Here is a 13,489-nt window from a genome sequence, read left to right as displayed (position 1 = left end):
TTGGAGAGCTTTATGAAATTGCTGGTTGTCGAAGATGAGGCGTTGCTGCGTCATCACCTGTTGACCCGCCTTACCGACAGCGGTCACGTGGTCGAGGCCGTCGCCAACGCCGAGGAGGCGCTGTACCAGACCGGGCAATTCAACCACGACCTGGCGATCATCGACCTGGGCCTGCCTGGCATGGGCGGCCTGGACCTGATCCGCCAACTGCGCGCCCAGGCCAAAACGTTTCCGATCCTGATCCTGACCGCCCGCGGCAACTGGCAGGACAAGGTCGAAGGCCTGGCCGCCGGTGCCGACGACTACGTGGTCAAGCCGTTCCAGTTCGAAGAGCTGGAAGCACGGATGAACGCACTGCTGCGCCGCTCCAGCGGGTTTACCCAATCGACCATCGTCGCCGGGCCGTTGCTGCTGGACCTCAATCGCAAGCAGGCGTCCCTCGACGAACAGCCACTGGCGCTGACCGCCTACGAATACCGCATCCTCGAATACCTGATGCGTCACCATCAGCAGGTGGTCGCCAAGGACCGCTTGATGGAACAGCTCTACCCCGATGACGACGAGCGTGATCCGAACGTCATCGAAGTGCTGGTGGGCCGCCTGCGTCGCAAGCTGGAAGGCCCGGCAGGGTTCAAGCCGATCGACACCGTGCGCGGCCTGGGCTACCTGTTTAATGAGCGCTGCCGTTGATTCGCTCGTTACGTGTGCGGTTGATGCTCGCGGCCACCACCCTGGCCGTGCTGTTTATGCTGGCCTTGTTGCCGGCCATGCAGGGCGCCTTCAGCCTGGCCCTGCAGGACTCCATCGAGCAGCGCCTGGCGTCCGATGTCACGACGCTGATTTCGGCTGCCCGGGTTGAAAACAATCGCCTGCTGATGCCCGCGCAGTTGCCGGATGAGCGCTTCAACCTCACCGACAGCCGCCTGCTGGGCTACATCTATGACCGCGAAGGCCACCTGGTCTGGCGTTCGCGTGCCACCCAGGAAGAGAACATCAACTACAAGCCGCGCTATGACGGGCGCGGCAACGAGTTCGCGCGGATTCGCGAGGCCAACGGCCAGGAATTTTTTGTCTATGACGTCGAGGTCAAGCTGCTGGGCGGCAAGAGCGCGGCGTTCAGTATTGTCGCCCTGCAACCGGTGCGCGAATACCAACTGACCCTCGAAGGCCTGCGGGAAAACCTCTACCTGGGTTTCGGCGCCGCCTTGCTGGTACTGCTCACCCTGTTGTGGCTTGGCCTGACCTGGGGCCTGCAAGCGCTGCGCCGGCTGAGCCAGGAGCTGGATGAGATCGAGGGCGGCACCCGGGAAAGCCTCAGCGAGCAACACCCCCGCGAACTGCTGCGCCTGACCGGCTCCCTCAACCGCTTGCTCCACAGCGAGCGTGAGCAACGCACCCGTTACCGCGATTCTCTGGACGACCTGGCCCACAGCCTGAAAACCCCGTTGGCGGTGTTGCAGGGCGTGAGCGAAGACATGGCCCAGCGCCCCGAAGACCGGGACCAGGCCTGGGTGCTGCAATCGCAGATCGAGCGCATGAGCCAGCAGATCAGCTACCAGTTGCAGCGCGCCAGCCTGCGTAAAAGCGGCCTGGTGCGTCACCAGGTGCGGCTGGAGCCGGTGCTGCAAAGCCTGTGCGACACCCTCGACAAGGTCTATCGCGACAAGGGTGTGAAGGTGGCTTTCGATTTGCCGGACGACTGCGATGTGCCGATCGAGAAGGGCGCCTTGCTGGAGCTGCTCGGCAACCTGCTGGAAAACGCCTACCGCCTGTGCCTGAGCGAAGTGCGCATCAGCTTGCAGGAAAGCCTGGAAGGCACCGAGCTGTGTATCGAAGACGACGGCCCCGGCGTGCCACCGGACCAGCGTGCGCGCATCCTGCAACGGGGCGAGCGGCTCGACCGCCAGCATCCGGGGCAGGGCATTGGCCTGGCGGTGGTCAAGGACATCATTGAAAGCTACAGCGCACGGTTGACCCTGGGGGATTCACCGCTTGGGGGGGCCGCGTTCAAGATTCACTTTCCGGCTGTTTGATCTTTATTGGCTATGCCGGCCTCTTCGCGAGCAAGCCCGCTCCCACATTCGATGGCATTCCCAAGGTGGAACTCGGTCAAGTGTGGGAGCGGGCTTGCTCGCGAAGAGGCCAGTCGCATCAATACACACCTAACTTTCCTGTGCTCTATAGGCCCCCGGCGTCAGCCCGGTCCACTTCTTGAACGCCCGATGAAACGCCGACGGTTCGGAAAACCCCAACTGCTCGGCGATTTCCTGCAGCGACAAATCCGCCCGTCCCAAATGATAAATCGCAATGTCCCGGCGCAATTCATCCTTGAGCGCCTGAAAGCTGGTGCCTTCTTCCCGTAAATGCCGACGCAGGGTCTGCGGGCTGATATGCAGGTGCTGGGCGACGGCTTCCAGGTCGGGCCAGGGCGTACGGTCGCGGCTTAACAAGCGCCGCAACTGGCTGCTCAAACTGTCGCCTTCATCCGGGCGTGACAACAGGTCGGCCGGTGAACGTTCGAGGAAATGCTTGAGGGTGCGCTCGTCCTGCAACAGCGGCAGGCTCAGGTAGCGGCTGGGAAACACCAGGCTGCTGGCGGGCGCCGAAAACACCTGCGGGCAGGGGAACAGCAAGTCGTACTCAGTGGCGTGGGGCGGCATCGGGTAGCTGAACGTGGCCTGGTCCAGGCGGATACGCTGGCCGATCAGCCAACTGCCGAGGCGATGCCAGATCACCAGCAGGCATTCGCTGAGGAAGTGATCCGGGTCCCAGAGTTGCGAATCATCCAGGCTCAAGCGGGCCATTTCCCCCTCGCGCGTCAGGCGCCAGCGCGGACCCTGCGGGAATAGGCTATAAAATAATAGACCGCGCTCCAGAGCCTTCTCCAGGGTGCGGCAATGAATCAGCGCGTGGCACATCATGGCGAAAGTGCCGCGCTTGCTCGGGCCTTCGGCGAAACCCAGGTATTCGTCATCCAGCGCCAACCACAGCATCTGCAGCAGCCGGGTGAATTGTTCCGGGGCGATGCGGGCGCGGGGCTCGCTCAGCAATTCCGGGGTAATGCCCACTTGCTGCAGCAGGCCCGAGTAATCGAAACCGGCCCGGCGCGCACCGCCGAGGGCGGCCCGGGCGTAGTGACTGGCGATGGTACGTTCACGCATGAGGGGCCTCGTCCATTGAGTGGCGGATGTTAGCCATCCTGTGCGGGGGCAACAAGGCGGATATCCGCCAAATTGTAGGACGAGATCGGGCGTGTAGGCGGAAACCCGCCACTGTCTACAGGCGCTGTCTGAAGCTGAAAATCCCCCGAGCGCTGATGTCTAAAGGCCTTCAGCGGCTTTCAGCCAATGTGGCACGACGCTTGCGATACAGAGCGCAGGGAGACCGGCCTTGAGCGGGCTCTCAAACAACAAATCCCTCCAGTGCAGGAGGGTTCGCAATTCAAGTGTCGTGGGCAATGGCGGATATTTGCCACACGAGACGATTGAGGAACTTTGCAATGACGACTCGTCAGCCACTGTACAAATCCCTGTATTTCCAGGTGATCGTTGCAATCGTTATCGGTATTTTGCTCGGTCACTTCTACCCGCAGACCGGCGTGGCCCTCAAGCCACTGGGTGACGGCTTTATCAAGCTGATCAAAATGGTCATCGCCCCGATCATCTTCTGCACCGTTGTCAGCGGCATCGCTGGCATGCAAAGCATGAAATCGGTCGGCAAAACCGGCGGCTACGCGCTGCTGTACTTCGAAATCGTTTCCACCATCGCCCTGCTGATCGGCCTGGTCGTGGTCAACGTTGTGCAACCGGGCGCCGGCATGCACATCGACGTGGCTACCCTGGACGCTTCGAAAGTCGCGGCCTACGTGACTGCCGGTGCAGACCAGAGCATCGTTGGCTTCCTGCTTAACGTGATCCCGAACACCATCGTTGGCGCGTTCGCGACCGGTGACATCCTGCAAGTGCTGATGTTCTCGGTGATCTTCGGTTTCGCCCTGCATCGCCTGGGTGCCTACGGCAAGCCGGTGCTGGACTTCATCGATCGTTTCGCCCACGTGATGTTCAACATCATCAACATGATCATGAAGCTCGCGCCACTCGGTGCCCTGGGCGCCATGGCGTTCACCATCGGTGCCTACGGTGTAGGTTCGCTGGTGCAGTTGGGCCAGTTGATGATCTGCTTCTACATCACCTGCATCCTGTTCGTGTTGATCGTGCTGGGTGGCATCTGCCGCGCTCACGGCTTCAGCGTCCTGAAACTGATCCGCTACATCCGTGAAGAACTGCTGATCGTACTGGGTACTTCCTCGTCCGAGTCCGCACTGCCACGCATGCTGATCAAAATGGAACGCCTGGGCGCCAAGAAGTCGGTGGTGGGTCTGGTTATCCCGACTGGCTACTCCTTCAACCTGGACGGTACTTCGATCTACCTGACCATGGCCGCCGTGTTCATCGCCCAGGCGACTGACACCCACATGGACATCACCCACCAGATCACCCTGTTGCTGGTACTGCTGCTGTCCTCCAAAGGCGCGGCTGGCGTAACCGGTTCGGGCTTCATCGTACTGGCCGCTACCCTGTCGGCTGTTGGCCACCTGCCGGTTGCCGGCCTGGCGCTGATCCTGGGTATCGACCGCTTCATGTCCGAAGCCCGCGCACTGACCAACCTGGTAGGCAACGCCGTTGCGACCCTGGTTGTGGCCAAGTGGGTCAAGGAACTGGACGAAGACAAGCTGCAAGTCGAACTGGCTTCCGGTGGTCGCGGTATCTCCGAGACCCGTGAAGAAGACGACCTGGGCGTGGCCGAAGGCCCGACCCCAACCGCCGTCAAGTAAGGCTGCACCGCGTGTAAAAAACCCATCTTCGGATGGGTTTTTTTATGCCTGTTCGAGCACAACGGTCACTGTTGGTGTTGGTTAAGGTGATTGCCGCTTTCTGCCGGGATTGCCTACTCTGTGACTCATCGAACCGGAATCGGAGTGTTCATGTCAGGCCCCTTGGCGTCCCTCAAAGTACTGGATTTCTCCACCTTGCTGCCGGGGCCGTTTGCCTCGTTGCTGCTGGCCGACATGGGCGCCGAGGTGCTGCGCATCGAGTCGCCCACGCGCATGGACCTGCTGCGGGTGTTGCCGCCCCATGACCAGGGTGTATCGGCCAGCCATGCCTACCTCAATCGCAACAAACGCAGCCTGGCCCTGGACCTCAAGCAGGCCGAGGCCGTGGCGATCGTGCGGCAGTTGGTGGCGGACTACGACATCGTGCTGGAGCAATTTCGTCCCGGGGTGATGGAGCGCCTGGGCCTGGGCTACGAGGCCTTGAAGGCGATCAACCCGAAGCTGATCTACGTCTCCATCACCGGCTACGGCCAGACCGGCCCCTACAAGGATCGCGCCGGCCATGACATCAACTACCTGGCGCTGGCCGGTATCGCCAGCTACACCGGGCGTCAGAACAGCGGCCCGTTGCCCATGGGCGTGCAGTTGGCAGATGTGGGCGGCGGCTCGTTGCACGCGGTGGTCGGCTTGCTGGCGGCGGTGATCGCCCGGCAGCAGAGCGGGGTGGGGCAATACCTGGATGTAAGCATGACCGACTGCGCGTTCAGCCTGAATGCCATGGCCGGTGCGGGTTACCTGGCGTGTGGCGTGGAGCCGGCGTGGGAGAACCAGGTGCTCAATGGCGGTAGCTTCTATGACTATTACCGTTCGCGGGAAGGGCGCTGGTTGTCGGTGGGCAGCCTGGAGCCGGCCTTTATGCAGCAGTTGTGTACGGCGCTCGGGCGGCCGGAGTTGGCCGCGCAGGGCTTGTCGCCCAAACTCGAGCAGCAGAAAGCCCTCAAGCTGGCGTTGCAGGTCGAGTTCGAGAAACGCAGCTTTGATGAGCTGTGTGCGTTGTTTGCCGGAATTGATGCGTGTGTCGAACCGGTATTGAGCCTGAGCGAGGCCGTCGAGCACCCACAGTTGAAAGCCCGGGAGCTGATCAGCCAGGTGCCGCGGGGCGATGGTTCCGCACAGGCGCAGATAGCCTGTCCGCTGAAGTTTTCCGAAGGCTTGCCGGCGGCCAGGCACATCGGAGCGGCATTGGGCGCTCACAGCGATGAGGTGTTGGCAGAGTTGGGCTTCAGTGCTCGGCAGATAGACGATCTGCGGCGTGCCAAGGTGATTCAGTAGCGCCTGGGCTGACGCTATCGCAGGCAAGCCAGCTCCCACAGTTGAAATGCATTCCAATGTGGGAGCTGGCTTGCCTGCGATGAGGCCCTTATTCCACCCTGGTTTCCCCGGTAAACACCAAAGTCTGCCGGCACCTGCGGCACAAATACCGCCGCCCCTGGCTTACCAGCCCATGACGCTGGGGCGAAAACGGGAAGTCGCTGTCGGCACACGGGCAGCGGTAGATATACCGCGTCACCCGCCGCCGCTGGATTTCATAGGTGTGGCAGCGATCCGGCGGCAGTTCGTAAACCCCACGCATGATCAACTGCCATTCCTCGCCATGGGGCTGGATGTGCTCGCCGAACAATTGGTGGGCAATCAGGTGTGCCACTTCATGGGCGACCGTCTGTTTAAGGAAGTGTTGGCTGTTTTCACGGTACAACTGCGGGTTGAAGCGCAGCAGGTTCTCGTGCAAATGCGCGACACCGGCCTTCTGGCCCCGCAGCTTGAGGCTGACCTGGGGGCGTTTGAAGCTTCGTTTGAAAAAGGATTCGGCTTGCAGGAAACAATCTTCGACGCGGGTATTGAGTTGCTCGGGCATGCTGTACATATCTCCAGAGACGTCCAGTATGCCGCAAACCAGGGTGTATCCGAATCTGTCAGGCGCCGAATGGTCATGCATAACGCACAAAGCCACCTTGCGGTGGCTTTTCCTGCGGGTTGAACCGCGTCAGTTGGTGTAGATCGGGCCTACGCCCAGCCCCCAGACGATCACGGTAAAGGCCATGATCGCCACCAGCACCACCAGGCCTACTGCCAGCACCGAGCTGGAAAACAGAAATCCCTCGTCCGGATGGATATTCATGAAGGTCGGCAGCCCTACGTACAGCAGGTACACCGTGTAGCAAATGGCGGCCGTGCCGACGACCATCCCCAGCCACATATGCGGGTACAACGCGGCCAGCCCGCCGATAAACAGCGGTGTCGCGGTGTAGGTGGCAAACGCCACGCAGCGCGCCATGCTGGGGTTGGCGTCATAGGTGCGGGCCATCCAGTGAATGAACGCGCCCATCACCGCCACGCCACCGAGCATCGCGGCGTAAGACATGAGGGTCATCCACAGCGCGCTTTCCACTGTCAGCATCACCGGGGCGCGGCTGCCGATGACCCAACCTACCTGAGTGGTACCGATAAAGGCTGATACAGCGGGGATCGCCGCGAGGATCAGCGTGTGGGTGAGGTACATGTGGCCGATGCTTTCTTCTTTATCGCCACGAATTTCCCGCCATTCCTGATCGGGGTGGGTGAAAAGTCCCACGACGTGATGGATCATGCCAGTCACTCCTGTCGTTATTACCATCGCCCCCAGTGGAGCGCCCACGGGCCAATTGGCCTGAAAGGTCTGGATATATGTGCGACCTTATGTCGCAGTATAGGAAGTGATGACCTGAAAAACTGTAGGGCTTTAGAGCAAATTGCGCTGTAAACATTGGGCTTAATCGCGGCGGGGTCTGTTAATTGGAACTCGCTCGCCCATCCCGGTAAAATACCCGGCTTTTCGTCACACACCTTTCGCGGATCCAAGCGCCATGGGCACTCTTACGGTCAACCAGAACAAACTGCAAAAACGCCTGCGTCGCCAGGCCGGTGAGGCAGTCGCCGATTTCAACATGATCGAAGAGGGCGACAAGGTCATGGTCTGCCTGTCCGGCGGCAAGGACAGCTACACCATGCTCGACGTGCTGATGCACCTGCAAAAGGTTGCGCCGATCAAGTTCGAGATCGTCGCGGTGAACATGGACCAGAAGCAGCCGGGTTTTCCCGAGCATGTGCTGCCGGCCTACCTCAAGGAATTGGGGATCGAGTACCACATCGTCGAGAAAGACACCTACTCGGTGGTCAAGGAACTGGTCCCGGAAGGCAAGACCACCTGCTCGCTGTGCTCGCGCCTGCGCCGGGGCACGCTCTACACCTTTGCCGACGAGATCGGCGCGACCAAGATGGCCCTGGGTCATCACCGCGATGACATCGTCGAAACGTTCTTCCTGAACATGTTCTTCAACGGCAGCCTCAAGGCCATGCCGCCCAAGCTGCGGGCCGACGATGGGCGCAACGTGGTGATTCGCCCGCTGGCGTACTGCCATGAGAAAGACATCCAGGCGTACTCCGACCTCAAGCAATTCCCGATCATCCCGTGCAACCTCTGTGGCTCCCAGGAAAACCTGCAACGCCAGGTGGTCAAGGACATGCTCCAGGACTGGGACCGCAAGACTCCCGGCCGCGTCGACAGCATCTTCCGCAGCTTGCAGAACGTGCAGCCCTCGCAGTTGGCCGACCGTAACCTGTTTGACTTCACCAGCCTGCGTATCGACGAAAGTGCGGCTTCGCGCTTCGTCAACGTAGTGAACCTCTGAGCCATTTCACCGCTCTGACAGACGGCGCTCCTGGGCGCCGTTTTCATTTCAATCCTTAGGAGAGGGCATGCGCGATTACAAGTGGCTGCACGAATATTGTCTGAACCGTTTCGGTTCGGCGGCCGAGCTGGAAGCCCATCTGCCCGTGCCCCTGACCCCGGCGAAACTGCGCAAGATCAGCGATGACCGCTACCTGTCGACCCTGTCGCTGCGGGTGTTTCGCGCCGGCTTGAAGCACAGCGTGGTGGACGCCAAGTGGCCGGCATTCGAGCAGGTGTTCTTTGGGTTCGACCCGGAAAAAGTCGTGCTGATGGGTGCCGAACACCTGGAGCGGCTGATGCAGGACACGCGCATCATCCGCCACCTGGGCAAGCTCAAGAGCGTGCCGCGCAATGCGCAGATGATTCTGGATGTCGAGAAGGAAAAAGGCAGTTTCGGCGCGTTGATCGCTGACTGGCCGGTGACCGATATCGTCGGCCTGTGGAAGTACCTGAGCAAGCACGGCCACCAGTTGGGCGGGCTGTCGGCGCCGCGCTTTTTGCGGATGGTGGGCAAGGACACGTTCGTGCCGAGCTATGACGTGGTGGCGGCGCTGAACGCGCAGAAGATTGTCGACAAGGTACCGACCAGCCTGCGGGACCTGGCCACGGTACAGGGCGCGTTCAACCAGTGGCATGCCGAAAGCGGGCGGCCGATGTGCCAGTTGTCGATGATGTTGGCCTACACCGTTAACCACTGAGCCCGACAAATAGCCCTGTGGTGAGGGGCTTTTGTGGTGAGGGGGCTCGCCACAACAAGCTCCCCAGCCACATTGAATGCGGCTTTGCCTGAAGAAATGCATTCAGGCAGGCAAACCTTCCCCCGCCAACCGCCGATTCAACTGATGCCGGTACCGCACATACATCAACGCCGTGCAGAACACCGCCAGGCTCGCCAGCATTTCCAGCACGCCAAACCATTGCCGGTTCGGGTCATACGCTGCCAGCGCGCCCTTGATGAAGTACAAGTTCACCACAAAGCACATCCACGAATGCCCGCGCGCGCTGCCCAGAATCATCCCCGGTGCCAGTAACAGCAGCGGCACCAGTTCGATCAGCAGAATTACCCACGGCCGCGCGCCATGCAGGTCGGCGAACACCAGGTAGTAGGCGCACAGCAACCCCACCAGACCCAGAAACGCCAGCAGGCTCAGCGCCCGCATCGCCTTGACCCGTGGCTCCAGCCAGGCCTGGGGCGGGAGTACCTTAGGCTTCCTGGCCACGGCCGTTCTCCAGTAGCGCGGCGGTCTTCGCCAGGCGCAGGCCGAGGGCGCGGCACAGGGTGATCTCGTGCTGATCCAGCGCACGCTTGCCGTCGGCGCCGGAGTGGTGGCTGGCGCCGTAGGGCGTACCGCCGCCTTTGGTGTCCAGCAACGCCTGTTCGCTGTAGGGCAGGCCGGTGATCAGCATGCCGTGGTGCAGCAGCGGCAGCAGCATCGACATCAGCGTGGTTTCCTGGCCGCCGTGCAGGCTGGCGGTAGAGGTGAAGACACCCGCCGGCTTGCCGACCAGGGCGCCGGTCAGCCACAGGTTGCTGGTGCCGTCGAGAAAGTACTTGAGCGGCGCGGCCATGTTGCCGAAACGGGTCGGGCTGCCCAGGGCCAGGCCGGAACAGTTCTGCAGGTCGTCGAGGCTGCAGTACAGCGGACCGTCGACCGGAATGCTCGGCGCCACGGCTTCGCACTCGCTGGAGATGGCCGGCACGGTACGCAGCCGCGCCTCAAGCCCGGCTTGCTCGATGCCCCGGGCAATCTGCCGGGCCATTTCGCTGACCGAGCCGTTGCGGCTGTAATACAACACCAGCACATATGGCGCACTCACGAAACCAGCTCCAGGACATTCTCCGGCGGGCGGCCGATCACGGCCTTGTCGGCGGTTTCGAGGATCGGGCGCTCCATCAGTTTCGGATGAGCGGCGATGGCGGCAATCAACTGCGCCTCGCTGAGGCTGGCGTCGGCCAGGTTGAGGGTTTTGTAGTCGTCTTCGCCAGTACGCAGCAGCTGTCGCGCGCTGATCTTCAATTTGCCGAGCAAGGCCTGCAATTGCGCGGCGTCGAGCGGGGTTTCCAGGTAGCGCACCACGTTGGGTGTGAGGCCACGGGCCTCCAGCAATTCGAGCGCACCGCGGGATTTCGAGCAGCGCGGGTTGTGATAAAGCGTCAGATCGGTCATGTGCGGGTCGCATCTTGCGTAAGGTGGCGGGTATTCTACCCGCGCTGCGCCACGTCCTTAAACCATGAGAGGCGATAGGCCGCAGCCAACGTTCATTTTTACGAAGGATTACCCCATGACGAGGCGACTGTTAGGCGCATTGGCAATCATCGGCACACTGCTGCTCAGCGGCTGTGGCAATGATTATGGCGTTGACCAATACGGTCAGAAAGTGGCCGCCGAGCGCCTGGACAAGCAATGGCTGGTGGTTAACTACTGGGCCGAGTGGTGTGGCCCGTGCCGTACCGAAATCCCTGAACTCAACGCCTTGGCCGAACAGCTCAAGGGCCAGTCGGTGGGGGTGTTCGGCGTGAACTTCGACAACGCCCAGGGTGAAGAGCTCAAAAGCGCCAGCGAGAAACTGGGCATCAAGTTCACCGTACTGGCGCAGAACCCGGACGAAATCTTCGACATCCCTCGCAGCGAAGCCTTGCCGGTGACCTACATCATCGATGACAAGGGCAAGGTGCGCGAGCAACTGATGGGTGAGCAGACGGCGGAAGGTGTGTTGGCCAAGCTCAAGGCGCTGCGCGGTTAAAAAATGTGGGAGCGGGCTTGCTCGCGAATGCGGTGGATCAGTCGATGTATCTGGTGACTGTCACACCGCCTTCGCGAGCAAGCCCGCTCCCACATTTGGATCTGTTTTGCCTTAAAGATCGTGCTTGATCAGCCTTCTTCCAGCCACAACCGCAGCGGTTTGCCGTCCGCCGGCCAGAAACGGGTCTGTTCGATCGGCGAGATGTCCCAGCGCTGTACGCCCTGCAGGGCCTGGAAGAAACGGTGTTCCTGCTCCATCAACGCCTCGGCGCAGAGTTTGCGGGTGCTGCCGACCTTGCCGAAGCTCAGCTTGTCGCCGTCCAGGGTGTAGGGCGCGAACCAGTGGTTGCAGCCGCCGTTGCCGTAAGCCCGGCCATCGGCGCCGAGGGTCACGGTCAAGTGCGCGTAATCCATCAGCGGCCGCTCACCGATCCATTCCACCACGTAGCTGTGATCCTGCTTGAGCTTGACCTCATCGCTGGCGCAGCCCGCAAGGCCTGCACCCAGCACGGCCAGCATCAGCACGGCTTTCATTGCGCGGCCTGCTGGCATTTCGGGCAGCGGTGCTTGTCACCCATCGTGGCCCAGCCCAGCTCGGTAACCCGTGCAGTGGCGGCCGGTTGCAGCGGCTCCTTGGTCAGCTTGGTTTCCACCGCGAATTCAAACTCCAGAACGTTGTCGCAGCTGTCGCAGTTGACCTTCCAGGTGTGAATCTCCAGCTCGCCGAATTTCGGCCCCTGGGCCATGGCGACCCACTGGCCCGCCGGGCGGATGGAGTAGCGCGCATCGCCTTCGACGGTGAGGCGCATCGACAGGGTTTTACTGCCGCGCAGGGTGACGATCAGAACGTCGCCGTGCTTGATCGAGCCACCGTTGCCGGTGACCTGATAACGGCCCGGCACCAGGGCGCGGCATTCGATCAGGGTGTGTTGCGGGCTCAGCAAGCTGAAGCGGAAATCGTGTTCGGCCATGGATCCTCCAAATAGGCGCGGCATCCTATCACGGGCCGCGACCCATCATGGCGCGGCTATGTGACCGCTGATCATCCTTCGACGAGGTTTTGCGCCTGCCCATCAGCCCACGCCGCGATGTTGGCCAGGGTGGTGCCGGCAATCGCTCCCAGCGCCTCGCGGGTCAGGAAGGCCTGGTGCGCGGTGATGATCACGTTGGGGAAGGTCAGCAGGCGTGCCAGTACGTCGTCTTGCAGGGGCAAGTCCGAGCGGTCTTCGAAAAACAGCTGGGCCTCTTCTTCGTACACATCCAGCCCCAAATAGCCGAGTTGGCCGTCCTTGAGCGCGTCGATCAGCGCCGGAGTGTCCACCAAACCGCCGCGCCCGGTGTTGATCAGCATTGCGCCGGGCTGCATATGGGCCAGGCTTTGGGCGTTGATCAAATGTTTGCTGTCCGCCGTCAGCGGGCAGTGCAGGCTGATGATCTGTGACTCGCCGAGCAGCTGCGGCAGGCTCACATAGCGCGCACCGAGGGCCTCGACCTGCGGGTTGGGGTAGGGGTCGTACGCCAGCAACTGGCAGCCGAACCCGGCCATGATCTTGGCGAACGTGGCGCCGATCTGCCCGGTACCCACCACGCCGACCGTCTTGCCCACCAAGTCGAAACCGGTCAGGCCATGCAGGCTGAAGTCGCCGTCGCGGGTGCGGTTGTAGGCGCGGTGCAGACGACGGTTGAGGGCCAGGATCAGCGCGACCGCATGTTCGGCCACCGCATGGGGCGAGTAGGCCGGCACCCGCACGATGGTCAGGCCCAGGCGCTTGGCGGCGGCCAGGTCGACATGGTTGTAGCCGGCCGAGCGCAGGGCGATCAGGCGCGTGCCGCCGTTGGCCAGTTGCTCCAGCACCGGGGCGCTGAGGTCGTCATTGATAAAGGCGCAGACCACTTCGTGGTGTTCGGCCAGGGCCACGGTGTCGAGGTTCAGCCGGGCCGGTTGGAATTGCAGTTGCAGACCTTCGGGCAACGGTTGGGCGAGAAAGCTCTCGCGGTCGTAGGTCTGGCTGCTGAAGAGGATGATGCGCATCAAATATTCCTTCTTGATGATGGAAAGCTGATTTTGTGGCGAGGGGGCTTGTCCCCCGTTGGAGTGCGTAGCGCTCCCGCTTTTTGGGGGCCGCTACGCAGCCCAACGGG

The 13,489-nt window shown here is 61.8% G+C and carries 16 protein-coding genes; 7 read left to right on the top strand and 9 right to left on the bottom strand.

What is annotated here, in order from left to right; all coding sequences use genetic code 11:
- The first annotated feature begins 12 nt into the window (after window positions 1-12).
- Entirely contained in the window at window positions 13-690 is a 678-nt protein-coding gene (locus JFV30_RS21020; RefSeq protein WP_003214228.1) for a response regulator transcription factor, read from the top strand.
- Window positions 687-2,033, top strand: a complete 1,347-nt coding sequence (locus JFV30_RS21015) for an ATP-binding protein (RefSeq protein ID WP_010165788.1) — start codon at window positions 687-689, stop codon at window positions 2,031-2,033. Before JFV30_RS21020 ends, JFV30_RS21015 begins: the two co-directional genes overlap by 4 nt.
- Before the next feature lie 129 nt (window positions 2,034-2,162).
- On the opposite strand, the gene JFV30_RS21010 is transcribed toward JFV30_RS21015, so the two are convergent.
- A complete protein-coding gene (locus JFV30_RS21010) occupies window positions 2,163-3,161 on the bottom strand; it encodes an AraC family transcriptional regulator (RefSeq protein WP_201125089.1) in 999 nt (332 codons plus the stop codon).
- Window positions 3,162-3,499: 338 nt separating this feature from the next.
- Between JFV30_RS21010 and JFV30_RS21005 the strand changes: the two genes are divergently transcribed.
- Entirely contained in the window at window positions 3,500-4,834 is a 1,335-nt protein-coding gene (locus JFV30_RS21005; protein ID WP_010165794.1) for a dicarboxylate/amino acid:cation symporter, read from the top strand.
- A gap of 150 nt (window positions 4,835-4,984) precedes the next feature.
- Window positions 4,985-6,166 (top strand): CaiB/BaiF CoA transferase family protein, encoded by a 1,182-nt coding sequence (locus JFV30_RS21000; RefSeq protein WP_201125088.1) that lies wholly within the window; start codon window positions 4,985-4,987, stop codon window positions 6,164-6,166.
- Window positions 6,167-6,254: 88 nt separating this feature from the next.
- Here JFV30_RS21000 and JFV30_RS20995 read toward each other — a convergent pair whose 3' ends face one another.
- Complete coding sequence (locus JFV30_RS20995; protein WP_010165798.1) at window positions 6,255-6,749, bottom strand: SprT family zinc-dependent metalloprotease; 495 nt, start codon at window positions 6,747-6,749, stop codon at window positions 6,255-6,257.
- A 129-nt stretch (window positions 6,750-6,878) separates the two neighbouring features.
- Window positions 6,879-7,481, bottom strand: a complete 603-nt coding sequence (locus tag JFV30_RS20990; RefSeq protein ID WP_004371402.1) for a Yip1 family protein — start codon at window positions 7,479-7,481, stop codon at window positions 6,879-6,881.
- Between the two features lie 256 nt (window positions 7,482-7,737).
- Here JFV30_RS20990 and ttcA point away from each other — a divergent pair, with 256 nt between their 5' ends.
- Both ttcA and JFV30_RS20980 read left to right on the top strand, forming a co-directional pair.
- Window positions 7,738-8,562: a tRNA 2-thiocytidine(32) synthetase TtcA gene (ttcA, locus tag JFV30_RS20985; protein WP_010165804.1), complete on the top strand. Its 825-nt coding sequence runs from the start codon at window positions 7,738-7,740 to the stop codon at window positions 8,560-8,562.
- Between the two features lie 67 nt (window positions 8,563-8,629).
- A complete protein-coding gene (locus JFV30_RS20980; RefSeq protein WP_010165806.1) occupies window positions 8,630-9,301 on the top strand; it encodes a DNA-3-methyladenine glycosylase I in 672 nt (223 codons plus the stop codon).
- Window positions 9,302-9,403: 102 nt separating this feature from the next.
- Here the strand turns inward: JFV30_RS20980 and JFV30_RS20975 are convergent, their stop codons facing one another.
- Genes JFV30_RS20975 through arsC form a run of 3 tightly spaced genes read right to left on the bottom strand, consistent with a single transcriptional unit; the run spans window position 9,404 to window position 10,771 of the window.
- A complete protein-coding gene (locus tag JFV30_RS20975; protein WP_004371393.1) occupies window positions 9,404-9,823 on the bottom strand; it encodes a DUF2069 domain-containing protein in 420 nt (139 codons plus the stop codon).
- Window positions 9,807-10,421, bottom strand: coding sequence for an NAD(P)H:quinone oxidoreductase (wrbA, locus tag JFV30_RS20970; protein ID WP_201125087.1), 615 nt, complete (start codon window positions 10,419-10,421; stop codon window positions 9,807-9,809). The genes JFV30_RS20975 and wrbA overlap by 17 nt, the downstream gene beginning before the upstream one ends.
- A complete protein-coding gene (gene arsC / locus JFV30_RS20965) occupies window positions 10,418-10,771 on the bottom strand; it encodes an arsenate reductase (glutaredoxin) (protein WP_201125086.1) in 354 nt (117 codons plus the stop codon). The genes wrbA and arsC overlap by 4 nt, the downstream gene beginning before the upstream one ends.
- 115 nt (window positions 10,772-10,886) lie before the next feature.
- On the opposite strand from arsC, the gene JFV30_RS20960 reads away from it, so the two are divergent.
- Window positions 10,887-11,348, top strand: a complete 462-nt coding sequence (locus JFV30_RS20960; RefSeq protein ID WP_010165813.1) for a TlpA disulfide reductase family protein — start codon at window positions 10,887-10,889, stop codon at window positions 11,346-11,348.
- Between the two features lie 128 nt (window positions 11,349-11,476).
- Here JFV30_RS20960 and JFV30_RS20955 read toward each other — a convergent pair whose 3' ends face one another.
- The 3 genes from JFV30_RS20955 to JFV30_RS20945 form a co-directional block, all read right to left on the bottom strand.
- On the bottom strand, window positions 11,477-11,881 hold the full coding sequence (locus JFV30_RS20955) for an META domain-containing protein (protein WP_010165815.1): 405 nt from the start codon (window positions 11,879-11,881) through the stop codon (window positions 11,477-11,479).
- Window positions 11,878-12,318, bottom strand: a complete 441-nt coding sequence (locus JFV30_RS20950) for a hypothetical protein (protein ID WP_010165817.1) — start codon at window positions 12,316-12,318, stop codon at window positions 11,878-11,880. The genes JFV30_RS20955 and JFV30_RS20950 overlap by 4 nt, the downstream gene beginning before the upstream one ends.
- 71 nt (window positions 12,319-12,389) lie before the next feature.
- Window positions 12,390-13,379 (bottom strand): 2-hydroxyacid dehydrogenase, encoded by a 990-nt coding sequence (locus JFV30_RS20945; protein ID WP_010165819.1) that lies wholly within the window; start codon window positions 13,377-13,379, stop codon window positions 12,390-12,392.
- Window positions 13,380-13,489: the final 110 nt, after the last annotated feature.

Origin of the sequence: Pseudomonas sp. TH32 (assembly GCF_016650855.1) — a bacterium.
Classification (GTDB): domain Bacteria; phylum Pseudomonadota; class Gammaproteobacteria; order Pseudomonadales; family Pseudomonadaceae; genus Aquipseudomonas.
The sequence above is the reverse complement of the archived record's forward strand: the minus strand, read 5'-3'. Positions and strand labels throughout refer to the sequence as shown.

Coding starts and splice junctions, on each gene's coding strand:
- JFV30_RS21020 (WP_003214228.1), top strand. CDS start 13: ATGAAATTGCTGGTTGTCGAAGATGAGGCGTTGCTGCGTCATCACCTG.
- JFV30_RS21010 (WP_201125089.1), bottom strand. CDS start 3,161: ATGCGTGAACGTACCATCGCCAGTCACTACGCCCGGGCCGCCCTCGGC.
- JFV30_RS21005 (WP_010165794.1), top strand. CDS start 3,500: ATGACGACTCGTCAGCCACTGTACAAATCCCTGTATTTCCAGGTGATC.
- JFV30_RS21000 (WP_201125088.1), top strand. CDS start 4,985: ATGTCAGGCCCCTTGGCGTCCCTCAAAGTACTGGATTTCTCCACCTTG.
- JFV30_RS20995 (WP_010165798.1), bottom strand. CDS start 6,749: ATGCCCGAGCAACTCAATACCCGCGTCGAAGATTGTTTCCTGCAAGCC.
- JFV30_RS20990 (WP_004371402.1), bottom strand. CDS start 7,481: ATGATCCATCACGTCGTGGGACTTTTCACCCACCCCGATCAGGAATGG.
- ttcA (WP_010165804.1), top strand. CDS start 7,738: ATGGGCACTCTTACGGTCAACCAGAACAAACTGCAAAAACGCCTGCGT.
- JFV30_RS20980 (WP_010165806.1), top strand. CDS start 8,630: ATGCGCGATTACAAGTGGCTGCACGAATATTGTCTGAACCGTTTCGGT.
- arsC (WP_201125086.1), bottom strand. CDS start 10,771: ATGACCGATCTGACGCTTTATCACAACCCGCGCTGCTCGAAATCCCGC.
- JFV30_RS20960 (WP_010165813.1), top strand. CDS start 10,887: ATGACGAGGCGACTGTTAGGCGCATTGGCAATCATCGGCACACTGCTG.
- JFV30_RS20955 (WP_010165815.1), bottom strand. CDS start 11,881: ATGAAAGCCGTGCTGATGCTGGCCGTGCTGGGTGCAGGCCTTGCGGGC.
- JFV30_RS20950 (WP_010165817.1), bottom strand. CDS start 12,318: ATGGCCGAACACGATTTCCGCTTCAGCTTGCTGAGCCCGCAACACACC.
- JFV30_RS20945 (WP_010165819.1), bottom strand. CDS start 13,379: ATGCGCATCATCCTCTTCAGCAGCCAGACCTACGACCGCGAGAGCTTT.